A 22,658-nucleotide genomic window follows, 5' to 3' on the forward strand; every position below is an offset into this window, starting at 1 on the left:
AATTTAGGAGGAAAGGGTCCGAATCAGATTCGCGTAGTCTTCTTTGATATCGTGACTCTCTTCCCGCAACTGTTCGATCTTACGACAGGCGTGCAGCACCGTCGTGTGGTCGCGGCCACCAAAGGCATCGCCAATCTCGGGCAAGCTGTGGTTAGTCAGCTCTTTCGCCAGCGCCATGGCAACCTGCCGCGGGCGGGCAACGGAACGGGAGCGACGTTTAGACAGAATGTCGGCCACCTTAATCTTGTAGTACTCGGCAACCGTCTTTTGAATGTTGTCGATGGTCACCAACTTTTCCTGCAGCGCCAGCAAGTCCCGCAGCGCCTCACGCACGAAATCAATGGTGATTGGCCGTCCGGTAAAATTGGCATTGGCAATAACCCGGTTGAGGGCGCCTTCCAGTTCCCGAACATTAGAACGTAACCGCTTAGCAATGAAAAAAGCAACTTCATCGGGAAGATGAATCTTGCTCTCTTCGGCCTTGCGCATCAGGATGGCGACTCGGGTTTCCAGTTCCGGCGGCTCGATGGCCACGGTCAGGCCCCAGCCGAAACGGGACTTCAACCGATCTTCCACCCCGTCGATCTCCTTGGGATAGCGATCCGAGGTCAGGATGATCTGGTGATTGCCTTCCAACAGAGCATTAAAGGTATGGAAGAACTCTTCCTGGGAGCGGTCCTTATTGGCAAAAAACTGAATGTCATCGATCAGCAGGGCATCGACACTGCGATAGTAACGTTTGAATTCAGCGATGGCGTTGTTTTGCAATGCCCGAACCATGTCCTGCACAAACCGCTCGGAGTGCATGTAGACAATCTTGGCGTTGGGGTTGTTCTTAAGAATGCCGTTACCTACCGCATGCAACAGGTGGGTCTTACCCAGACCGGTACCGCCATACAGAAACAGCGGATTGTAAGCACCGCCGGGATTATCGGACACCTGGGTCGCTGCCGCACGGGCCAGTTGGTTGGACTTACCCTCGACGAAGTTGTCGAACTGATAGGTGCGATTGATGTTGCTTCGGGTATTGGCGGCATTGGGGCTGACCGGCGGTGGCTCGACACTGCCCATGGGCGGAACCGGCTCAGGGGCCGACACCGTTTGGGCCGGGCGAGGCTGAGCGGCGGGCGCCGCCACCGGGCGACTGCCGATGTCGAACTTCAGGATCGGAGCCTGATCCCCCATCACCCCCTGGAAATAGCGGTTGATCTGATCCAGATACTTATCCCGGACCCAATCCAGCACAAACCGATTAGGGGCGTATAAGGTGAGAGTTTGGTTGTCGAACTCAGCTTGAAGCGGTCGAATCCACATACTGAATTGCTGAGCCGGCAGCTCTTCCTGCAGGGTTGCTATGCATTGCTGCCAAACAGACAAAGTCACCGTAAATACTCCGAAATAAAGATCACCCAAAGGCGTAATTCTACTCCTCAAACTGGTCGATAGCCAGCCATTTACCGAAGTTATCCCCAATTTAGATCAGAGATCCTTACCGCCATGATCGCCTCAAAAGGATCGTTGCGATCCTGACCAAATCCCAGATGACACAAGGACTGGAAAGGGATCAAAAAAATCTCTATACTTCGCATCCGCGGGATCCGATCGCGATCGCGCTGTCTATATCTTGGGGTCAACACACAGTGTTATCCACAAGAAATGGGGGGTGAGGAACTTTATTGAAAAAACCTCATCCTCAGATTGACTATGCAGGTCGACTTTTAGTAAAATTCGGCCTCTTTTTTGAACCGATTCCACCGCATGTCGCGGGAGTCGAAGCTTAACTAACGGTAAAGAAGCTATGAAACGTACTTTTCAACCGAGCGTACTGAAGCGTAAGCGTAACCACGGCTTCCGTGCTCGTATGGCCACTAAAGCTGGTCGTCAAATCCTGGCACGTCGTCGTGCCAAAGGCCGTAGCCGCCTGTCTGCTTAATCATTGATTATGCACAGCGCATCAACGGTGCGTTATACCTTTGAGCGGGAGTTACGTCTGTTAACTCCCGCTCAATTCAAATCTGTCTTTGCTAATCCCGTCCGGGCAGCACACCCCCACTTGACCCTTCTCGCCATCCCTAATGAACTGTCACATCCCCGTTTAGGATTGACGGTGGCGAAAAAGCATGTCAAAAAGGCCTGTCAGCGAAATCGCATCAAACGTATCGTTCGAGACGACTTCCGCCGCCATCAACACGATCTCCCCGCAGTCGACATTGTCGCCATTGCAAAACGAGGCGTAGATGAACTGGACAATGCCACACTTCATAAATTGGTAGAGAAGCTTTTTCGAAAGCTGACGAAACGATGCAAAAGTTGCTCATCGGATTCATCCGACTCTACCAAAGGTTGATTAGCCCGCTTTTGGGGCCAAATTGCCGATTTCAGCCAACTTGCTCGCATTATGCGATTGAGGCCATCACTGTGCATGGCTGTTTGAAAGGAAGTTGGTTAGCATTAAGACGCATAGTAAAGTGCCACCCTTTGCACCCGGGTGGACGTGATCCCGTACCTCCATCTAAATAAGGTAGAGCTTAACCGGCCATGGAATCTCAACGTAATCTACTTCTGGTAGGCCTATTGTTCGTCAGCTACTTGCTGTGGCAACAATGGCAACTGGACCAGAATCCTCAACCTGAAGCTGTTCAAACTACAGCCACCCAGGTGTCTAATGACGTCCCTCACAGTGCCGTCTCCCAAGACACCCTGCCGGAGCAAGCCGCCACCGGTGGCAAACTGGTCACCGTTACCACCGACACCCTGAAGCTGGTGATCGACACTCAAGGTGGTGACATTATCGAATCTTCACTGCTGCAGTTCCCGCTGGAACAGGATCAACCTGAGCCACTGAAACTGCTGCAACGCCACAACGGCTTCAACTACGTCGCCCGCAGCGGACTGATCGGTGCCCAAGGGCCAGATTCAGCTGCCGAACGTCCGACGTACCAAGTTGCCAGCAACAGCTACGACATGGGCAGTCAGGATCAACTGGTCGTCCCCATGAGCTTTGTGGATGCCAACGGCATTCAGTTTGAGAAGCGCTTCGTATTCACCAAGGGCAAATACGATGTCCGGGTGGAATATGTGGTGAACAACCAGTCTGCCAACAATGCATCCATGCAGATGTTCGGTGAACTGCGTCAAAGCATCACCGCCGACAAAAGTAACATGATGATGCCCACCTACCGTGGGGGTGCCTACAGCACGGCCGACACACGTTATAAGAAGTACGACTTCGATGACATGAAAGACGCCGCACTCAACAAACCGACTCAAGGCGGTTGGGTTGCGATGCTGCAGCACTATTTCGTGACCGCATGGGTACCTGGTGCAGAGCAACAAAACGCCCTGTACACCAAGGTCTACAACAACGGCAGCGAAGGCGCCATCGGCGTTAAACAACCGGTAACCACCGTGGCCGCCGGCAGCAGCGAGACTTTCTCCAGCGAACTGTACATCGGCCCTAAAAACCAGGAAGCCCTGTCGGCCCTGTCTGACTCCCTTAACCTGGTGGTCGATTACGGCTGGTTGTGGTTCATCGCCCAACCGCTGCACTGGTTGCTGACCATGCTGCAATCTCTGGTCGTTAACTGGGGTGTGGCCATCATCGGCATGACCTTGCTGGTTCGTGGTGCCCTGTACCCACTGACCAAGGCCCAGTACACCTCCATGGCGAAGATGCGTAATCTGCAGCCGAAAATGGAAGAGCTGAAGAAGAAGTTTGGTGACGACCGTCAACGCCTGAGCCAGGGCATGATGGAGCTGTACCAGAAAGAGAAAGTGAACCCCATGGGCGGTTGTCTGCCGATGTTGCTTCAGTTCCCTATCTTCATCGCCTTCTACTGGGTACTGCTGGAAAGCGTCGAACTGCGTCATGCACCGTTCGCTTTGTGGATTACCGATCTGTCGGTGAAAGACCCCTACTACATCCTGCCATTGCTGATGGGCCTGTCCATGTTTGTTATGCAGCGGATGCAGCCGGTCGCACCGGGTATGGATCCCATGCAGCAAAAGATGATGCAGTACATGCCGGTCATCTTTACCGTGTTCTTCCTGTGGTTCCCGTCCGGTCTGGTTCTGTACTGGCTGTTCGGTAACCTGGTTGCGATTACCCAGCAGTGGTTTATCTACCGCTCACTGGCGAAACAGGGTCTGAAGTAACCCTGACCCCACACGAGAGGCGGCAGCAATGCCGCCTTTTTTATGTCCGCTCCCAAGCTCAGGATTGATATACTGGCTTTTACTACGGCAACCCATAGATTCTCATGACTACCACTACAGACACCATCGTCGCCCAAGCGACGGCCACCGGGCGCGGTGGCGTCGGCATCGTCCGCATCTCCGGCCCCAATACCGAAGCCTTGGCCCAGGCCCTGCTCGGTCGGATTCCCCGCACCCGCTATGCCGAGTACCTGCCCTTTAAAGACCATCAAGGGATGGAACTGGATCAGGGCATTGCACTGTTGTTCAAGGCCCCGAACTCTTTTACCGGTGAGGATGTACTGGAGTTGCAGGGCCATGGCGGTCCGGTGGTACTGGACATGCTGCAACGGGCAATTATTGCCACCGGGTTGGCCCGAAGCGCTCGACCTGGCGAGTTTTCAGAACGGGCTTTTCTCAATGACAAACTGGATCTGGCTCAGGCCGAAGCCATCGCCGATCTGATTGAAGCCTCCTCGGAACAAGCCGCCCGCAGTGCCTTGAAATCGCTGCAGGGGGAATTTTCCGGCAAGGTCACCGAACTGGTTGAGCAATTGACGGTGCTGCGCATCTACGTCGAAGCCGCCATCGACTTCCCCGACGAGGAGGTGGACTTCCTGTCGGACGGCAAAATTTCTGCCGACCTGCAACAGGTGCAGGATCAACTGGCCGAAGTTCGCGCCAGTGCCCGTCAGGGTGCCTTAATGCGCGAAGGGATGAAGGTGGTGATTGCCGGCCGCCCCAATGCTGGCAAATCCAGCCTGCTTAATGCCCTCGCCGGCCGTGAATCGGCCATCGTCACCGACATCGCTGGCACCACCCGAGATGTACTGCGCGAACACATTCACATCGATGGCATGCCGCTGCACATCATCGATACCGCCGGACTTCGCGAAGCCAGTGATGAAGTGGAACGCATCGGCATCGAGCGCGCCTGGGAAGAGATCAACCAAGCGGATCGAGTATTGCTGATGGTCGACGGTACCGAAACCAGTGAAACCCAGCCGGAACAGATCTGGCCAGAGTTCATTCAGCAGTTGCCGGATGACATGGGCCTGACCATCATCCGCAACAAGGTCGATCTCACCGGCGAAGCCCAATTGACCGACGATGATCATCGCTACCCGCTGTTTAAGCTATCCGCCAAGACCGGCGATGGCCTGCAGGCATTGAAGCAGCATTTGAAAGCCTGTATGGGCTACCAGGGCAGCGGAGAAGGCGGCTTTATGGCTCGCGGTAGACACCTGGAAGCCCTGGCTCAAGCCGATGACCACCTGCTGATGGGACGCGAGCAACTGGAAGTGTTTCAGGCAGGAGAACTGCTGGCAGAAGAGTTAAGACTGGCCCAACAGGCATTAACCGAGATCACCGGCGAATTCAGCTCCGACGATCTGCTGGGGCGCATCTTCTCCTCCTTCTGCATCGGCAAATAACTTCGCTCCGACAGCAAGCCCGCCATCGTGCGGGCTTTTTAATGCCTGAAATCCCTGTTGTGACCGTCTGGGAAGTTGCCATAATGGCGTCACATTCAAACACAGGACCCCATCTATGACTCCACTCGCCGTTATTGTCGGTACCACCATGGGCGGTGCAGAAGCCGTGGCAGACGAACTGGCAGACAAGCTGGCTCAACATCAGATCCAGTGCCAGCAGTTCCTGGATCCGACTCTGGAGCAGTTGACCCCATTCCCCCATTGGCTGATTGTCACCTCTACCCACGGTGCCGGTGATCTTCCGGATAACCTGCTTCCTTTCGCCAACAGCCTGGAATCCGCTCAATTATCCGGCACTCAGTTTGCGATTTGCGGCATTGGCGACAGCAGCTACGACACATTCTGTGGTGCTGCTCGAACCCTGGATCGACTTCTTCAACAGGCCGGTGCTCAGCCGCTTGTGAATAAGATCGAGATCGATGTACAGGCGGTCGATCTACCGGAGGATCGGGCTTTGGAGTGGATCGACGAGCTTATCTCGATCTTTAACTGAGATCCTTATGCACAAGGCTCACAAAGTTACTCACAGTTTAGATCTTAATTCACAGGGAACTGTGGGTAACATTGGATCAAACTGGGATCAACTTAGGGATTAATCCACGGCCCCGATCACAAGCCTTGGTGCCTGTGTATAAAAGGGCGATCTACCCCCACCCTGTACGCCATAAGATCGCCCTCTACCCACAGGGATCGATCGCACTTAAGATCATGATCATTAAGATGAAAAATGACTTAACCACAGAGATCGCGATCCCTAAGAGTAAAAATAATAAAGATCTTTATATAAAGATCTTAAGATCTATTAGTCTGGAGCCGGATCGCCAAGGCTAAAAAATGACCATTTATCTCTTAGCGATCCAGTGATAGAATGGCGCGCTTTTTTTCAGACCGATCGATGAAGGGGTGACTATCTGATGCAGGCACAGGATCGTTATGACGTTATTGTTGTGGGTGGAGGCCATGCAGGCACCGAAGCAGCATTAGCCAGTGCACGTATGGGGGTGAACACGCTGCTGTTAACCCACAACCTGGATACTCTGGGTCAGATGTCCTGCAACCCGGCGATCGGTGGGATCGGTAAAGGTCACCTGGTTAAAGAGATCGATGCCCTCGGTGGTGCCATGGCACTGGCAACCGATCGAGCCGGCATTCAGTTCCGTACTTTGAATGCTTCCAAGGGGCCGGCTGTGCGTGCGACTCGGGCTCAGACCGATCGCGCCCTGTACCGTCAGGCAATTCAATCGATTCTGTTTGCTCAACCTAACCTCACTGTGTTTCAACAGGCGGTGGACGACCTGGTGGTCGAGCAGGACAAAGTGGTTGGAGTGATCACTCAAGCTGGCGTTCGTTTCGATGCGGCCACGGTGGTACTGACAGTAGGCACCTTCCTCGGTGGCCAGATTCATATTGGCTTGGATCATTATCAGGGCGGCCGTGCCGGCGATCCGCCATCCAACGCACTGGCTCGCCGCCTGCGTGAACTGCCTTTTCGGGTAGATCGGCTCAAGACTGGTACCCCGGCCCGTCTGGATACCCGTACTCTGGATTACTCGGTGATGCAGGCACAGCCTGGAGATACCCCGATTCCAACCATCTCTTTCATCGGTAAGGCATCGGATCACCCGCAGCAGATCCCTTGTTACATCACCCACACCAATGAGCGGACTCACGAAATCATTCGTGCCAACCTGGATCGCAGCCCAATGTATGCCGGCGTCATCGAGGGCGTTGGGCCACGGTACTGTCCGTCCATCGAAGATAAGGTGATGCGTTTTGCCGATAAGAACAGCCACCAGATTTTCGTTGAGCCAGAAGGGCTGAACAGCATTGAAATCTACCCCAATGGCATCTCCACCTCCCTGCCCTTTGATGTGCAGTTAAAACTGATTCGATCCATTACCGGGTTTGAACAGGCACAGATTCTGCGTCCCGGTTACGCCATCGAGTACGATTTCTTTGATCCTCGGGATCTGAAATCCAGTCTGGAAACCCGCTTTATCGAGGGTTTATTCTTTGCTGGCCAGATCAATGGCACCACAGGCTATGAAGAAGCCGGGGCCCAGGGGCTGCTGGCTGGCCTCAATGCCGCACGTCGGGTCAAGGAGCTGGAGGCCTGGGCGCCTAAGCGCGATCAAGCGTATCTGGGGGTCCTGGTGGACGATCTGTCGACTCTGGGAACCAAAGAACCCTACCGAATGTTTACCTCCAGGGCGGAATATCGCTTGTTGTTGCGTGAAGACAACGCCGATATGCGACTGACTGCCGAAGGGCGGGAACTGGGTCTGGTGGACGATCACCGCTGGGCGGCGTTCAACGACAAGGTGGAAGCCATTGAGCAGGAACGGCAGCGACTGCGTAGCACCTATGTGCAAAAAACCGGCGTGCAGGCCGACGAACTGAATCCAAAGTTAAAAACGCCGTTATCACGAGAAGCCAATCTTGAAGAGCTGATTCGACGGCCGGAACTGACCTACCAGACCCTGATGCAGGTGACGGATCTGGGACCGGGACTGGCGGATCGCCGTGCTGCTGAACAGGTGGAAATTCAGATCAAGTACGCCGGTTACATCGAGCGCCAGAAAGATGAGATTGCCAAGACCTTGCGCAATGAGCAGACGCTGTTGCCAGACAACATCGATTTCGAACAGGTTTCCGGTTTGTCCAACGAAGTGGTAGCCAAACTCAAGGAACATCGCCCGGAAACCCTGGGAGCGGCGTCCCGTATCTCTGGCATTACTCCGGCCGCCATCTCTTTGCTGCTGGTTTACCTTAAAAAACACGGTCTGCTGCGAAAAACCGCTTAACCACCGCACGCGGGGCTTTCCAAGCCCCGCTCATCCCCGCATAATACCCAATTGTCATTTTTCTCAGACGAAGGATATCAACACGTGTTAGCCACCAGGCTTGCCGATTTGATCGCGCAAACCGATCTGCACCTCACCGACCTACAGCAGCAACAACTGGTTCAACTGGTGGAGTTGCTCAACAAATGGAACAAGGCCTACAACCTGACCTCGGTCCGCGACCCCAAGGAGATGCTGGTTCGCCATATTCTCGACAGCGTGGTGGTCGGCCCTCACCTTCAGGGCAGTCGTTTCATTGACGTGGGAACCGGTCCGGGATTGCCCGGATTGCCGTTGGCTATCTGCAACCCTGATAAATCCTTTGTACTGCTGGACAGCCTGGGTAAGCGCATTCGCTTTATCACTACTGTGGTACACACCCTGGGACTGAAGAACGTCACCCCGGTACAGAGTCGGGTGGAAGCCTATCAACCGGAGCAGGGGTTTGACGGCGTACTGAGCCGAGCCTTTGCCTCATTGTCTGATATGCTGCAATGGTGCCATCACCTGCCAGCCGCTCATGGGCAGTTTTATGCTCTGAAGGGGCAACTGGATCCGCAGGAGCTGGCCGACATCCCGTCGGGATTCGAAGTGATTGGCCAGCAACCGCTGCTGGTGCCTGAACTGGATGCCCAGCGGCATCTGGTCAACGTTCGAAAAGTGTCATAGTTTGGGGACTTATTGATGGCAAGAGTGATAGCAGTAGCCAACCAGAAAGGCGGAGTCGGTAAGACCACCACCTGTGTCAATCTGGCCGCATCCTTGGCCGCTACCCGTCGTCGGGTGCTGGTTATCGATCTCGACCCGCAAGGGAACGCCACCATGGGCAGCGGCGTCGATAAATACGAGGTGGAGCATACCGCGTACGATCTGCTGGTGGACGAGGTTCCTGCTGAGCAGGTAATCGTTAAAGACACCAACGGCAAATATGACCTGATCTCGGCCAACGGTGACGTGACCGCGGCGGAGATTAAACTGATGGAGTTTTTTGCTCGCGAGTTGCGGCTGCGTAATGCGCTGGAGCCGATCAAAGACCAGTACGACTTCATCTTTATCGATTGCCCGCCGGCTTTGAACATGCTGACGGTCAATGCCATGGGGGCCGCCGATTCGGTATTAGTCCCGATGCAATGCGAATACTATGCCCTGGAGGGCCTGACCGCGTTGATTGACACCATCAGTAAATTGGCGGCAGTGGTCAATCCGAATCTCGGCATCGAGGGTATTCTTCGGACCATGTACGACCCTCGAAACCGGTTGGCCAATGATGTGTCCGATCAGCTAAAACAACACTTCGGTGACAAAGTCTACCGGACGGTGATTCCGCGCAATGTCCGCCTGGCGGAGGCACCCAGCTTCGGATCACCGGCCATCTATTACGACAAAAGCAGTGCCGGCGCCAAGGCGTACCTGGCTTTGGCGGGCGAGATGTTGCGCCGCGCCGAACGCAGCGAGCCTGAGACCGAAGAGGCATAAGGGGAAATCATGTCAGCGAAAAAACGCGGTTTAGGAAAAGGCTTGGATGCCCTTCTGGGAACCAGTAAGTCGGTGATGGATCGCCGGGAGCAGATCGCATCGGCCCCGGAACCGTCACCTGCCCCTGCTCCTGAGGTTGCGGTACCGGCAGATTCACAGGATGGCCTGGTGCACTTGCGCTTGGAGTTGTTGCAGCGTGGTGAGTACCAACCGCGTCGGGACATGTCCACCGAAGCCCTGGAAGAGTTGGCGGATTCCATTCGCAGCCAGGGAATATTGCAACCCATCGTCGTTCGACCTCTGCAACCGGGACAGTATGAGATTCTGGCGGGCGAACGTCGCTGGCGGGCCTCGCAGATGGCCGGTCTGGAGACCGTTCCCTGCATCGTTAAGAATGTTGCCGATGAAGCGGCGGTGGCCATCGCCCTGATAGAGAACATTCAGCGTGAAAACCTCAACGCCATGGAAGAGGCCATTGCGTTGCAGCGACTGGCGGACGAGTTTGAGATGACTCATGCCGACGTCGCCAAGGCGGTGGGCAAGTCCAGAGCCACGGTGACCAACCTGTTACGTCTGAATAACCTTAACGACGAGGTTAAGACCCTGTTGGAACATGGTGATCTGGAAATGGGCCATGCTCGTGCCCTACTGGGGCTCGACGGCGATGCTCAGACGCTGTCGGCTCGAGTGGTGGTGGCCAAAGGCCTGACGGTTCGAGACACCGAAAAACTGGTGGCCAACCAACTGCAGCCTAAGCCTGAAAAGCCCGCCAAGGTGGAAGATCCCGATGTGACGCGGCTGATCAATCAGCTGACGGAACGGCTGGGGGCTCAGGTCGCCATCCAGCAGGGCAGTAAGGGCAAGGGCCGGCTGGTGATTAACTATGACAGTTTGGACCAGCTTGATGGGATCATAAGTCGCGTAATCACTGATTAACATAAAGACCTCCTTCGGGAGGTTTTTTTGTGCTTGTGATCCTTACCACAAACTTCGTTTTTTTTATCCGGCAGGCGGGGGGGAATAAATGCTGCTGGCCTCGGTTTTATCAATTAATTCTGATAAGAAATCCGTTTAAACTGTATTTATGAATCGTTAAAACAAATCAACCTCGGTGGATAAGTGCTCAATATCCGTCGTTTTTGACAGGTTATAATCAGCTCTTGTTGATCAATAACAAATATGACTGACTGCCTGTGAGGTGGCTCCACCTCCATCCCCTGCTGCTGCGGCTTGAGATCACAGTTTCCCAACCTCCACTTGGTTGCATCGCTAAGGTAAGTAGGTATACTTTCGCTTGCTTTTAGGCAGATTATGGGTCGATTGACCCATCAATTTGGAAAACTTACGGAGCCAAAGCGTTGAAACGAGACCCGAAGCGAAAAGGCCGATTAACCGCGTTTAGGTTGGTCGCTTCCCAAGCCATAGTGGTAGCTCTGATCAGTACGTTTTGTTTCGTATTATGGGGAGAACAGCTGGCGTTGTCGGCCCTGATGGGCGGCAGTGTGGCCGTAATCCCCAACTTCGTTTTCGCGACTCTGACTTTTTCTCACAAGTGGGAAAAAGTAACCGGTAATGTGGTGAATGCCTTTTACCGCGGGGAAGCGATTAAGCTGATGCTAACCGTAACTCTCTTTGTGCTGGCATTTGCAGTAGTTAAATCTGACCCTAGGGCCGTGTTTGGCTGCTACATATCAGCGCTGATGGTGTTATGGATGGCACCTTTGTTGTTTCAACGAAAACATTTGGGATGAATCATGGCTGCAAATCCGCAGGAGTATATTCTGCACCACTTGCAGAACTTACAGTATCGGGCGTCTAGCTGCCCGGCTGATGGGTACTGTTTTTGGACTTGGAACGTTGATTCGTTGCTGTTTTCGGTTGGACTCGGCGTTTTCTTCCTTTGGTTATTCCGCCGTGTTGGTGTGAAGGCGACCACTGGCGTTCCCGGTAAGCTGCAATGCTTTATCGAGATGCTGGTTGAGTTTGTCGATACCAGCGTTAAAGAATCCTTCCATGGCAAGAATAAGCTTATCGCACCTTTGGCTCTGACCATCTTCGTCTGGGTTTTCCTGATGAACCTGATGGATCTGATTCCGGTCGATTGGCTACCTAGTGCTGCTGGCGCTGCGGGCGTTCATTATCTGAAGGTTGTTCCTTCTACCGATTTGAACATTACCCTGGCGATGAGCTTCAGCGTCTTCTTCCTGATGTTGTTCTACAGCATTAAGATCAAAGGCGTATCTGGGTTCGTTAAGGAGTTGACGCTCCAGCCGTTTAACAACAAGTTAATGATTCCTTTTAACTTCCTGCTTGAGATTGTAGGACTGATCTCTAAACCTGTATCCCTGGGCCTTCGACTGTTTGGCAACATGTATGCGGGTGAGCTGATCTTTATTCTTATTGCTCTAATGTACACCGGTAATGCAGCAATTGGCGCCCTGGGCGGCGTTGCTCAGATTGCGTGGGCCATTTTCCACATTCTGGTGATTACACTGCAGGCGTTTATCTTCATGATGCTGACGATTGTTTATCTCAGCATGGCTCATGAAGATCATTAATTTTTAAGATTAAGTAACATTTTTTAGAAACTGGAGAAAACGATGACTGCTATTGCTGTTGCTCTGTTGATTGGCCTGGGTGCTCTGGGTACTGCCATTGGTTTCGGTCTGCTGGGCGGTAAATTCCTGGAAAGTGTTGGTCGTCAGCCTGAAATGACTCCTGCACTGCAAACCAAAATGTTCATTATGGCGGGTCTGCTGGATGCCGTTCCAATGATTGGTGTAGGTATCGGCCTGTACATCCTGTTCGTTGTTGGTGTTTAAGGCGACCCTTTAATCCAATGTCTTTGTGTTCCGCTAATCCGGGACCGACTTTGAATGGGTTTTGAGGAGGAGCCGTTGTGAATATCAACGCGACTTTTATTGGTCAGACTATCGCCTTTATTGTTTTTGTTTGGTTCTGCATGAAGTATGTGTGGCCCCCATTGATGGGTGCCATCGAAGCCAGACAGAAGACAATTGCGGATGGACTGGCAAACGCTGACCGTGCATCAAAAGATCTTGAACTGGCTCAGGCGAACGTCGGCGAACAGCTGAAAGAAGCCAAAGTACAAGCCGGTGCGATCATTGAGCAGGCAAACAAGCGTAAAGCGCAAATTGTCGACGAAGCGAAAGAAGAAGCCGAAGCCGAGCGAGCTAAGATCATTGCTCAAGGCCAGGCGGAAATTGAAGCCGAGCGTAACCGCGCCAAAGAAGCCCTGCGTAAGCAAGTGGCTATTCTGGCCGTCGCCGGTGCTGAGAAGATCATTGAGCGTACCATCGACGTTGACGCCCACAGCGACATCGTTGAAAAATTGGCCGCGGAGCTTTAATAGGGGAGAGGGCATATGTCTGAACTGACTACCGTTGCGCGCCCCTATGCCAAAGCTGCATTTGAGTTTGCGGTTGAGCGTCAGGCTATTGACGAGTGGCAAAACCAACTGGATTTTGCTGCCGCAGTAGCGCAAAACGACGCCATTGCGGATCTGTTATCCGGCGCCGTAGGGGTGGAACAACTGGCTGAGATCTTCTTGAAGATCTGTGAAGGCAAGTTGAACGACCACGGTCAGAACCTGATTAAGGTGATGGCTGAAAACGGACGTCTGGCGGTGCTGCCTCAAGTGGCGACTCTGTACAAAGAGTTTGCTGACGAACAGGCAAAGCTGGTTGAAGCCCACGTGGTTTCAGCGACAGAACTTAGCGAACAACAGCAGCAGAAGATCGCCGAATCGCTGGAACAAAAACTGGCGCGGAAAGTGAAACTGATCTGCAGTGTTGACCCGCAGCTTATTGCCGGTGTTGTAATCAACGCTGGTGACTTGGTCATTGATGGCTCGGTACGCGGTAAATTAAACCGCATGGCCGATACGCTGCAATCCTAACGGGGATTTAAGCATGCAACTGAATTCAACTGAAATCAGTGAACTGATCAAACAGAGAATTGAGCAGTTCAATGTTGTCAACGAAGCTCGCAACGAAGGTACCATCGTATCTGTAAGCGACGGTATTATCCGCATCCACGGCCTGGCCGACGTGATGCAGGGTGAGATGATTGAGCTTCCTGGCAACCGTTTCGCTATTGCACTGAACCTGGAGCGTGACTCCGTTGGTGCCGTAGTAATGGGCCCATATGCCGATTTGGCAGAGGGCGTAAAAGTTAAGTCCACTGGTCGTATTCTTGAAGTGCCAGTTGGCCGCGGTCTGTTGGGCCGTGTGGTTAACACCCTGGGTGAGCCGATTGATGGCAAAGGCCCAATCGAAAACGACGGCTTCTCTCCTGTAGAAGTTATCGCACCGGGTGTAATTGACCGTCAGTCTGTTTCTCAGCCTGTACAAACCGGTTATAAGTCCGTTGACTCCATGATTCCAATCGGTCGTGGTCAGCGTGAACTTATCATTGGTGACCGTCAGACTGGTAAGACTGCGATGGCTATCGACGCCATCATCAACCAGAAAGATTCCGGCATTAAGTGTGTGTACGTTGCGATTGGTCAGAAAGCCTCTACCATCGCCAACGTGGTACGTAAGCTGGAAGAGCACGATGCACTGAAGAACACCATTGTGGTTGTTGCTTCTGCGTCTGAAGCGGCTGCGTTGCAGTACCTGGCTCCTTACTCTGGTTGTTCAATGGGTGAGTACTTCCGCGACCGCGGTGAAGACTCCCTGATCATCTATGATGACCTGTCTAAGCAAGCTGTTGCTTACCGTCAGATCTCACTGCTGCTGAAGCGTCCTCCGGGCCGTGAAGCTTACCCTGGTGACGTTTTCTACCTCCACTCCCGTCTGCTGGAACGTGCAGCACGTGTTAACGCCGACTACGTTGAGCGTTACACCAACGGTGAAGTGAAGGGTCAGACCGGTTCTTTGACTGCTCTGCCAATCATTGAAACCCAGGCTGGTGACGTATCTGCGTTCGTACCGACCAACGTAATCTCCATTACCGATGGTCAGATCTTCCTGGAAACCGACCTGTTTAACGCGGGCCTGCGCCCTGCGGTTAACCCAGGTATCTCGGTATCTCGTGTAGGTGGTTCGGCTCAGACTAAGATCATCAAGAAGCTGTCCGGTGGTATTCGTACCGCTCTGGCACAGTACCGTGAATTGGCGGCCTTCGCTCAGTTCTCATCCGATTTGGACGACGCCACTCGTGCCCAGCTGGAGCATGGTGAGCGGGTAACCGAACTGATGAAACAGAAGCAGTACGCGCCAATGAGCGTCGCTGATCAAGCCGTTGTCATCTTCGCAGCAGAAAAAGGCTTCCTGTCCGCAATCGCAGTAAACAAGATTGGTGACTTCGAAGCGTCCCTGCTCTCCTACATGAACGCCGAACATGCTGACCTGCTGAAGCTGATCAACGAGACTGGAGACTACAACTCCGACATCGAATCTCAGCTGCAAGCGGCTATGGACAAGTTCGTTGCGACTCAAACCTGGTAACAGGGGGAGATAGAAGATGGCCGGCGCTAAAGAGATCCGTACCAAGATCGGGAGTGTGAAAAACACTCAGAAGATCACCTCTGCCATGGAAATGGTAGCGGCATCGAAAATGCGCAGAGCGCAGGATCGTATGCACGCCAGCCGTCCATACGCGGAGAACATGCGTAAGGTGATTGGTCACGTAGCGCAGGGCTCTCTGGAGTACAAGCATCCCTACCTGGAAGAGCGTGAAGTAAAGAGTGTCGGTTACATCGTCATCTCTACTGACCGTGGTCTGTGTGGTGGTTTGAACATTAACCTGTTCAAACAGGTTGCTCAGGCAACCACCGAGTGGAAGCAAAAGGGCGTGAACGTCTCTTATGCGGCCATCGGTTCCAAAGGCGCAGGATTCTTCCAGAGCTTTGGTGGTGACGTTGCTGCACAGGCTTCTGGCCTGGGCGATGCACCATCCCTGACGGACCTGATTGGTTCCGTTAAGGTGATGCTGGATGCCTACAACGAGGGCAAGCTGGACCGCCTGTATCTGGTGTACAACAAGTTTGTGAACACCATGAAGCAGGACCCAGTGATCGATCAGCTTCTGCCGTTGCCGAAAGACGACACCAAACAACGCGCTCACGCTTGGGACTACATCTATGAGCCCGATCCGAAAGCGTTGTTGGACAAACTGTTGGTTCGCTACGTCGAATCTCAGGTTTATCAAGGTGTTGTAGAGAATGTCGCGTCTGAACAGGCCGCCCGTATGGTTGCAATGAAATCTGCAACCGATAACGCCGGTGACCTGATCAATGACCTGGAACTGGTATACAACAAGGCTCGTCAGGCTGCGATTACGCAGGAACTGTCTGAGATTTGTGCCGGTGCTGCGGCAGTTTAAGGCAGCGGAAACGAGATAATCAGAGGATTAATCATGAGCACAGGTACTGTCGTTCAAGTGATTGGTGCGGTTGTTGACGTGGAGTTTCCACAAGATTCCGTACCGAAGGTATACGACGCCCTGAATATCGACAATGACGGTGGCAAACTGGTGCTGGAAGTTCAGCAGCAGCTTGGTGGCGGTGTTGTTCGTACTATTGCGATGGGTGCGTCAGAAGGTCTGCGTCGCGGACTGGTAGCTACCAACACTGGTAGCGCAATTAAAGTTCCAGTAGGTACTGCGACCCTGGGTCGTATTATGAACGTACTGGGTGACCCTATCGATGAGTGTGGCTCTATCGGTGAGGAAGAGCAGTGGGAAATCCACCGCGAAGCACCTAGCTACGAAGATCAGTCCAGCGCGACTGAACTGCTGGAAACCGGCATCAAGGTAATCGACCTGGTTTGCCCATTCGCCAAGGGTGGTAAAATCGGTCTGTTCGGTGGTGCGGGTGTAGGTAAAACCGTAAACATGATGGAGTTGATCAACAACATCGCGAAGGCACACTCCGGTCTGTCTGTATTCGCTGGTGTTGGTGAGCGTACCCGTGAGGGTAACGACTTCTACTACGAAATGGCTGAATCCGGCGTTGTAAACCTGGATGACAAAGTACAGTCAAAAGTAGCCATGGTTTACGGTCAGATGAACGAGCCACCAGGAAACCGTCTGCGCGTAGCACTGACCGGCCTGACCATGGCCGAGAAGTTCCGTGACGAGGGTCGTGACGTACTGTTGTTCGTGGACAACATCTACCGTTACACCCTGGCCGGTACCGAGGTATCTGCACTGCTGGGTCGTATGCCTTCAGCGGTAGGTTACCAGCCGACTCTGGCTGAAGAGATGGGTGTTCTGCAGGAGCGTATTACCTCCACCAAGACAGGCTCCATTACTTCTGTTCAGGCGGTATACGTACCTGCGGATGACTTGACTGACCCGTCTCCAGCTACCACCTTCGCTCACTTGGACGCGACCGTTGTACTGAGCCGTGACATCGCCGCTCGTGGTATTTACCCTGCGATTGACCCACTGGATTCCACCTCTCGTCAGCTGGATCCTCTGGTCATCGGTCAGGAACACTACGAAGCCGCTCGTGGCGTACAGACTGTACTGCAGCGCTACAAAGAGCTGAAAGACATCATCGCGATTCTGGGTATGGACGAACTGTCTGAAGAAGATAAGCAGACCGTTGCCCGTGCTCGTAAGATTGAGCGATTCCTGTCTCAGCCATTCTTCGTAGCCGAAGTATTTACCGGTGCACCTGGTAAGTACGTATCGCTGAAAGACACCATCGCAGGCTTTAAGGGCATTCTGTCCGGCGAGTACGATGAACTGCCTGAGCAGGCGTTCTACATGGTTGGTGGCATCGACGAAGCAGTCGAGAAAGCGAAGACTGTATAACCCGGCTTCGGGGAGGATGAGATGGCAGCTATGACACTTCATTTGGATGTAGTCAGTGCGGAAGAAAGCATTTTTTCTGGTCGTGCTCAGTACCTGCAAGTAACAGGTACCGAGGGTGAACTGGGTATTATGCATGGCCACACTCCATTGCTCACCGCCATCAAGCCAGGCATGGTTCGCATCAAAAAGCAGGACGACAGTGAAGAGGTAATCTACCTGTCAGGCGGCATTCTCGAGGTTCAACCCGATAATGTCTCCGTGCTGGCCGATGTCGCCGTACGTGGTGAAGATATCGATGTGGAGGCTGCGGAAGCAGCCAAGCGCGCAGCCGAAGAGCAGATGGCAACCGCCTCTGTGGACATGGACTACGAAGCAGCCGCAATCGAACTGGCGAAAGCGATGGCACAACTTCGCGTTGTTGATACCATCCGAAGAGGCCTGGGCAAGTAAGCTCGGAGACCTCATCAAAAAGGCGGCCATTGGCCGCCTTTTTTATTGCTTCGGCGACGGCTCAGTCGCTGTCCAGCTTTAACAGCACCAGCAGGGTTATGACGATAAGCCCGATGCCGGGTAGCACCCATAACGATGGCAGCGGTTTGCCCATCAACAGATCGATGACCAGCACCAGTGCCGGTGTCAGTAGGCTGTAGGCGTTGGCAGAGCTGCCGCCGACCACCAGGCTGGCAGACTGAAACAGGAAGAACGTCAACATGGTGGTGGCCGTGGCCAGCCACATTATGGCAGCCAGTTGTGGCGTCGTCGGCGTAATCCATTGAGGCTGCAGCAGGGCTAGGGCCAGGCTGAGCCACAGGCAGCCGGTGATCAGTGACCAGCCGGTTACGGTTAACATCGGTTCGCCCCGATGCAGGGATTTCAATACCAGTGGGTAGGCCCCCATCAGCAAGCACGCCACCACAAATAAACTGTTTCCCGGCGGCCATCCGCCCTGGCTCAGTTGGTGTAACTGACCGCCGGTCAGTACCCACAGGGCACCGGCGACACCACAGCACAGGGCCAGCAGTCGCTGTGGTTGCGGCAGTTGACGCCAGAACAGCCAGGCAAACAAGCAGCTGCACAGGGGAATCAGTGTCGACAGGCTCCCCATTGCCAGGGATGAGGCGGTTTCTCCGGCCATGAACATCAGCAGGAAGAAGCCGGTTAACGGCAGGCTTATCAGGCTGTAGCGGCCGACATTGGCCCAGCCTGGCCAATGCAGCTGGCGGTGGTATTGCATCAGCAGCATAAAACCGGCGGCGGCGATGGCAAAGCGGCCCCAGGTGGTCCACAGCGGCGAGTAGCTGCTGCCCATAAAGCTGGCGATGGGAAAGGAGGTGCTGATCAGCACCGCATACAGCAGCAGTCCCAGGTGGGCTCTGACAACAGGTTGGTCTTTCATAGTGGGATCCGCAGATGGTACTCAGTCAGGGTGGCGAGTCCACCCTGAGGGAGTTATAGCACGTTCCGGCCTGAGCGTCAGAAGTGGTGGCGGACAAAGGCCTCTATCAATTGCATAAAGTCCTGCTCTGCCAGTTTGGCGCAGTTCAGGGTCTGCTGATGAGACAGCGCCGTCTCTCCCAGGCCTTCTGCCAGGTTGGTGATGGCACACACCGCCAGTACCGGCAGACCGCAGTGGGCAGCACTGATCACCTCGGGCACCACACTCATGCCGACCACATCGCCGCCGATGATCTGCATCATTCGAATCTCGGCAGCGGTTTCAAAGCAGGGGCCGGGGTAGGAGACAAACACCCCTTCGTTGAGGTGAATGTTGTGTTTGGCGGCGACGGTTTGCAGTTGTTGCCTGAGTTTGCTGTCGTAGGCGTTGGCCAGGCTGAAAAAGCGGTCGCCATAGAAGTCATCATTGGGTCCGACCATGGGAGTGCCCGGCATGGTGTTGATGTGATCGTTAAACACCACCAGTGAGCCGACATCGATGCGTTCCGGCCGCAGAGAGCCGGCGGCGTTGGTGACAAACAGCATGCCACAGCCCAGCAGCTTGAAGGTACGAACCGGGGTGGTCATTACCGTCATGCCCTGGCCTTCGTAGAAGTGACCGCGCCCTTTCATGCACACTGCGTCGATGCCATGCATCTTACCCAGCACCAGTTCACCGCTGTGGCCGGCGACGTCGCTGGTTGGAAACCCCTCCAGTTGTTCATAGGGAATCACGATCTTGTCCTGCATCTGGTCGGCCAGTACGCCGAGACCGGATCCCAGAATAAAGGCGCAGCGGGGGGCGAAATCGGGCTTATGGGACAAGATGGTGGCCAGGGCGCGGTGAGGGGCATCGTTGATCATGATTGGGTCACTCGGTTGCGGAATACCCGGCCACTATAGGTGAATCGGTGGTCTGGAAGACAGGGCGATTTTTCGCTCGTTTGTTTTATTAATCAGAACGATAATGGGTAAGTATTGAAAACGATACTCGGGGAGTGACGATGAACCACCTGTTGGACAGTGGCCGAATCAGCATGAAAATGCTTCGCTATTTTGCGGCGGTTGCACAGCGCCTGCACTTTGGTCTGGCGGCCTCGGACTTGTGCATCTCCAAATCAGCCCTCAGCACCCAGGTGCGTGAACTGGAGTCGGTATTGGGGCTGAGCCTGTTGGACCGCAGCCATAAACGAGTAACGCTGACAGCGGCGGGCGCACTGATGAAGCTGGAGTGTGAGCAGTTGCTGGCAGCCATGGAACAGTCGCTCAACCGAGTGCTGCAGGCTGGCCGCAGTCAACATCAGACCCTGAACATCGGCCTGATCAGCTCGGCGGCTTGGGACGGACTGTTTGCCGCCATTGAGGTGTTTCGGTTACAGCAGCCTCAGGTGTCGATGAACTTCATTGAGTTGGCGCCGTCGGAGCAGCGGCAGGCGCTCAGGGAGCAGCGCATCGATGTTGGCCTGTGCCGCGAGGGCGATCGCCAGGCCATGGCGCCATTGTCGGTACAACGGGTCAAATCGGAGTCGATGTGGGTGGCGGTGTCGGAGTTGCATCCCCTGGCCGCTGCCTCGGTGTTGTCGCTGCGCCAGTTGCAGCATCAGGATTGGGTGATGTTTGATCCCAAACGTTCTGGCACCGCTGCCATGGTGTACGAGCATTGTCGCCGACTGGGCTTTGTGCCCCGGGTGCGGCACCAGGTGGTAGAGCCGCAGACTATGATGGCGTTTGTGTCGGCCAATCAGGCCCTGGCGCTGGTACCCAAGTGTTTTCGGCGTCAGCATTGGCACAAGGTTCAGTTCATTCCGCTGCAGGAGTCAATGGCCGCCGATCTGTGCGTGGTGCACGATCCTCACCTGCCCCACCAGTTGGTAGCAGCCTTTATCGACACCCTGCGGGTGAGCGGAAACTGCACTGACGGCTGATTTTACTCCCCAGACTGGGTATACTTTTGCGCCTTAACGACTAACTATCAATGGATCAGCATGAGTTTGGAAATCGTCATCTTGGCAGCGGGTAAAGGCACCCGCATGCGTTCCGCCTTGCCGAAGGTGCTTCATGGTATCGCCGGTAAGCCTATGGTTCAGCACGTCATTGATGCTGCTTCAGCGCTGCAGCCGGTACGTACTCACCTGGTGTACGGTCATGGTGGCGAGCAACTGCAGGCGGCATTGGGCCACAATTCGGTCAACTGGGCCCTGCAGGCGGAGCAGCTGGGAACGGGTCATGCGGTGGATCAGGCGTCTGCAGACTGGAGTGACGACAGCCAGGTGATGGTGCTCTATGGCGATGTGCCGCTGATTCAGACCGAGACGCTGCAACGATTGCTGGCGGTACAGCCGGACAATGGCATTGGCTTGTTGACCGTCAACCTGGACGACCCCAGTGGCTATGGTCGCATCGTTCGCGATAATGGTACCGTGACCGCCATTGTCGAACACAAAGACGCCAGCGAGGCGCAGCGGGCCATTGATGAGGTGAACACCGGCATCCTGGTGGCACCGGGTAAGGCACTGAAGCGTTGGTTGGCCGACCTGTCCAATGATAACGCTCAGGGTGAATACTACCTGACCGATGTGATTGCCATGGCGGCCGCCGAAGGTGGCGTGGCCACGGCTCAGCCTCAGACGGCCATTGAGGTGGAGGGGGCCAATAACCGGGTTCAACTGGCGGCGCTGGAACGGGCCTTTCAGGCGCGGGCAGCGGAGCAGGCGATGCTCAGTGGGGCGACCCTAGCAGACCCGGCCCGGTTTGACGTGCGTGGTGAACTCAGTGTCGGCGAAGATGTGTTTATCGATGTCAATGTGGTGATCGAAGGCACGGTCAGCATCGGCAACAACGTCACCATCGGTGCCGGCTGTGTGCTGAAAGATTGTCGTATCGGCGATGGCAGCGTGCTCAAGCCCTATACCCTGGTGGAGAATGCCACCGTGGGTGAAGTTTGCACCGCCGGTCCGTTTGCCCGTCTGCGCCCCGGTGCCGAACTGGTGCACGACAGCCACGTTGGTAACTTCGTTGAGATGAAGAAAGCCCGCCTGGGTAAAGGTTCCAAGGCCAACCATCTGGCCTACATCGGTGATGCCGAGGTGGGGGAAAAGGTCAATATTGGTGCTGGTACCATTACCTGTAATTACGACGGTGCCAACAAGCACCTGACAGTGATTAAGGACAACGCCTTTATTGGTTCCGACTCGCAACTGGTGGCGCCGGTCACCATTGGTGAGGGGGCGACGGTAGCCGCCGGGTCCACGGTAACCAAAGAGGTCGGTGACGGTGAGCTGGTGCTGACCCGCAGCAAGCAGCGCCATATCAGCGGTTGGCAGCGTCCGGTAAAGGCGCCGAAATAGACAAATAAGACAGAGAAAGCGGCCGGATGGCCGCTTTTTTTATGACTTTTCCTTGCATCAACGAGTTTTGATTTTATACTTCA

24 protein-coding genes are annotated in these 22,658 nt (G+C 54.4%); 21 read left to right on the plus strand and 3 right to left on the minus strand.

The features are described 5' to 3' along the window. Positions 1–3: 3 nt before the first annotated feature. Positions 4–1,383, minus strand: coding sequence for a chromosomal replication initiator protein DnaA (gene dnaA, locus H598_RS0111740; RefSeq protein ID WP_028113192.1), 1,380 nt, complete (start codon positions 1,381–1,383; stop codon positions 4–6). 415 nt (positions 1,384–1,798) lie between these two features. On the opposite strand from dnaA, the gene rpmH reads away from it, so the two are divergent. From rpmH to H598_RS0111830, 19 genes are all read left to right on the plus strand, one after another. After that, positions 1,799–1,933 carry a 50S ribosomal protein L34 gene (gene rpmH, locus H598_RS26000; RefSeq protein WP_084144434.1) on the plus strand — a complete coding sequence of 45 codons (135 nt, stop codon included), beginning with the start codon at positions 1,799–1,801 and terminating at the stop codon, positions 1,931–1,933. 9 nt (positions 1,934–1,942) lie between these two features. After that, positions 1,943–2,347, plus strand: a complete 405-nt coding sequence (gene rnpA / locus H598_RS26005) for a ribonuclease P protein component (protein ID WP_084144435.1) — start codon at positions 1,943–1,945, stop codon at positions 2,345–2,347. Further along, on the plus strand, positions 2,302–2,520 hold the full coding sequence (gene yidD / locus H598_RS26010) for a membrane protein insertion efficiency factor YidD (protein ID WP_084144436.1): 219 nt from the start codon (positions 2,302–2,304) through the stop codon (positions 2,518–2,520). The genes rnpA and yidD overlap by 46 nt, the downstream gene beginning before the upstream one ends. 18 nt (positions 2,521–2,538) lie before the next feature. After that, positions 2,539–4,155: a membrane protein insertase YidC gene (yidC, locus tag H598_RS0111750; protein ID WP_028113193.1), complete on the plus strand. Its 1,617-nt coding sequence runs from the start codon at positions 2,539–2,541 to the stop codon at positions 4,153–4,155. A gap of 104 nt (positions 4,156–4,259) precedes the next feature. Then, positions 4,260–5,627, plus strand: coding sequence for a tRNA uridine-5-carboxymethylaminomethyl(34) synthesis GTPase MnmE (gene mnmE, locus H598_RS0111755; protein WP_028113194.1), 1,368 nt, complete (start codon positions 4,260–4,262; stop codon positions 5,625–5,627). A gap of 115 nt (positions 5,628–5,742) precedes the next feature. Next, positions 5,743–6,180, plus strand: a complete 438-nt coding sequence (gene mioC / locus H598_RS0111760; RefSeq protein WP_028113195.1) for an FMN-binding protein MioC — start codon at positions 5,743–5,745, stop codon at positions 6,178–6,180. 421 nt (positions 6,181–6,601) lie between these two features. Beyond that, on the plus strand, positions 6,602–8,491 hold the full coding sequence (gene mnmG, locus H598_RS0111770; RefSeq protein ID WP_028113197.1) for a tRNA uridine-5-carboxymethylaminomethyl(34) synthesis enzyme MnmG: 1,890 nt from the start codon (positions 6,602–6,604) through the stop codon (positions 8,489–8,491). An 84-nt stretch (positions 8,492–8,575) separates the two neighbouring features. Next, on the plus strand, positions 8,576–9,199 hold the full coding sequence (gene rsmG / locus H598_RS0111775) for a 16S rRNA (guanine(527)-N(7))-methyltransferase RsmG (protein WP_028113198.1): 624 nt from the start codon (positions 8,576–8,578) through the stop codon (positions 9,197–9,199). Between the two features lie 15 nt (positions 9,200–9,214). Beyond that, on the plus strand, positions 9,215–10,006 hold the full coding sequence (locus H598_RS0111780) for a ParA family protein (RefSeq protein ID WP_028113199.1): 792 nt from the start codon (positions 9,215–9,217) through the stop codon (positions 10,004–10,006). Positions 10,007–10,015: 9 nt separating this feature from the next. Next, positions 10,016–10,942 (plus strand): ParB/RepB/Spo0J family partition protein, encoded by a 927-nt coding sequence (locus H598_RS0111785; protein ID WP_028113200.1) that lies wholly within the window; start codon positions 10,016–10,018, stop codon positions 10,940–10,942. Between the two features lie 422 nt (positions 10,943–11,364). Further along, entirely contained in the window at positions 11,365–11,757 is a 393-nt protein-coding gene (locus H598_RS0111790) for an ATP synthase subunit I (protein ID WP_028113201.1), read from the plus strand. 3 nt (positions 11,758–11,760) lie between these two features. Then, a complete protein-coding gene (atpB, locus tag H598_RS0111795; RefSeq protein ID WP_028113202.1) occupies positions 11,761–12,564 on the plus strand; it encodes a F0F1 ATP synthase subunit A in 804 nt (267 codons plus the stop codon). 42 nt (positions 12,565–12,606) lie between these two features. Further along, entirely contained in the window at positions 12,607–12,828 is a 222-nt protein-coding gene (atpE, locus tag H598_RS0111800; protein ID WP_028110369.1) for a F0F1 ATP synthase subunit C, read from the plus strand. 77 nt (positions 12,829–12,905) lie between these two features. After that, on the plus strand, positions 12,906–13,376 hold the full coding sequence (gene atpF / locus H598_RS0111805; protein WP_028113203.1) for a F0F1 ATP synthase subunit B: 471 nt from the start codon (positions 12,906–12,908) through the stop codon (positions 13,374–13,376). 15 nt (positions 13,377–13,391) lie between these two features. Continuing rightward, on the plus strand, positions 13,392–13,925 hold the full coding sequence (gene atpH, locus H598_RS0111810) for a F0F1 ATP synthase subunit delta (protein ID WP_028113204.1): 534 nt from the start codon (positions 13,392–13,394) through the stop codon (positions 13,923–13,925). A gap of 13 nt (positions 13,926–13,938) precedes the next feature. Beyond that, positions 13,939–15,480, plus strand: a complete 1,542-nt coding sequence (gene atpA, locus H598_RS0111815; RefSeq protein ID WP_028113205.1) for a F0F1 ATP synthase subunit alpha — start codon at positions 13,939–13,941, stop codon at positions 15,478–15,480. Positions 15,481–15,496: 16 nt separating this feature from the next. Then, on the plus strand, positions 15,497–16,357 hold the full coding sequence (atpG, locus tag H598_RS0111820) for a F0F1 ATP synthase subunit gamma (protein ID WP_028113206.1): 861 nt from the start codon (positions 15,497–15,499) through the stop codon (positions 16,355–16,357). 33 nt (positions 16,358–16,390) lie between these two features. After that, on the plus strand, positions 16,391–17,794 hold the full coding sequence (atpD, locus tag H598_RS0111825; protein ID WP_028113207.1) for a F0F1 ATP synthase subunit beta: 1,404 nt from the start codon (positions 16,391–16,393) through the stop codon (positions 17,792–17,794). Between the two features lie 21 nt (positions 17,795–17,815). After that, positions 17,816–18,244 carry a F0F1 ATP synthase subunit epsilon gene (locus H598_RS0111830; protein WP_028113208.1) on the plus strand — a complete coding sequence of 143 codons (429 nt, stop codon included), beginning with the start codon at positions 17,816–17,818 and terminating at the stop codon, positions 18,242–18,244. Positions 18,245–18,305: 61 nt separating this feature from the next. Here the strand turns inward: H598_RS0111830 and H598_RS0111835 are convergent, their stop codons facing one another. Both H598_RS0111835 and xapA read right to left on the minus strand, forming a co-directional pair. Further along, positions 18,306–19,190, minus strand: a complete 885-nt coding sequence (locus H598_RS0111835; protein ID WP_028113209.1) for a DMT family transporter — start codon at positions 19,188–19,190, stop codon at positions 18,306–18,308. A 77-nt stretch (positions 19,191–19,267) separates the two neighbouring features. Beyond that, a complete protein-coding gene (gene xapA, locus H598_RS0111840; protein WP_028113210.1) occupies positions 19,268–20,092 on the minus strand; it encodes a xanthosine phosphorylase in 825 nt (274 codons plus the stop codon). A gap of 140 nt (positions 20,093–20,232) precedes the next feature. Here xapA and H598_RS24135 point away from each other — a divergent pair, with 140 nt between their 5' ends. Further along, a complete protein-coding gene (locus H598_RS24135) occupies positions 20,233–21,153 on the plus strand; it encodes a LysR substrate-binding domain-containing protein (RefSeq protein WP_051252685.1) in 921 nt (306 codons plus the stop codon). Positions 21,154–21,213: 60 nt separating this feature from the next. Then, positions 21,214–22,575, plus strand: coding sequence for a bifunctional UDP-N-acetylglucosamine diphosphorylase/glucosamine-1-phosphate N-acetyltransferase GlmU (glmU, locus tag H598_RS0111850; protein ID WP_028113211.1), 1,362 nt, complete (start codon positions 21,214–21,216; stop codon positions 22,573–22,575). The last annotated feature ends 83 nt before the right edge of the window (positions 22,576–22,658 follow it).

The sequence above is a fragment of the Ferrimonas kyonanensis DSM 18153 genome (assembly GCF_000425405.1).
In the GTDB taxonomy this organism is placed as follows: Bacteria; Pseudomonadota; Gammaproteobacteria; order Enterobacterales; family Shewanellaceae; genus Ferrimonas; species Ferrimonas kyonanensis.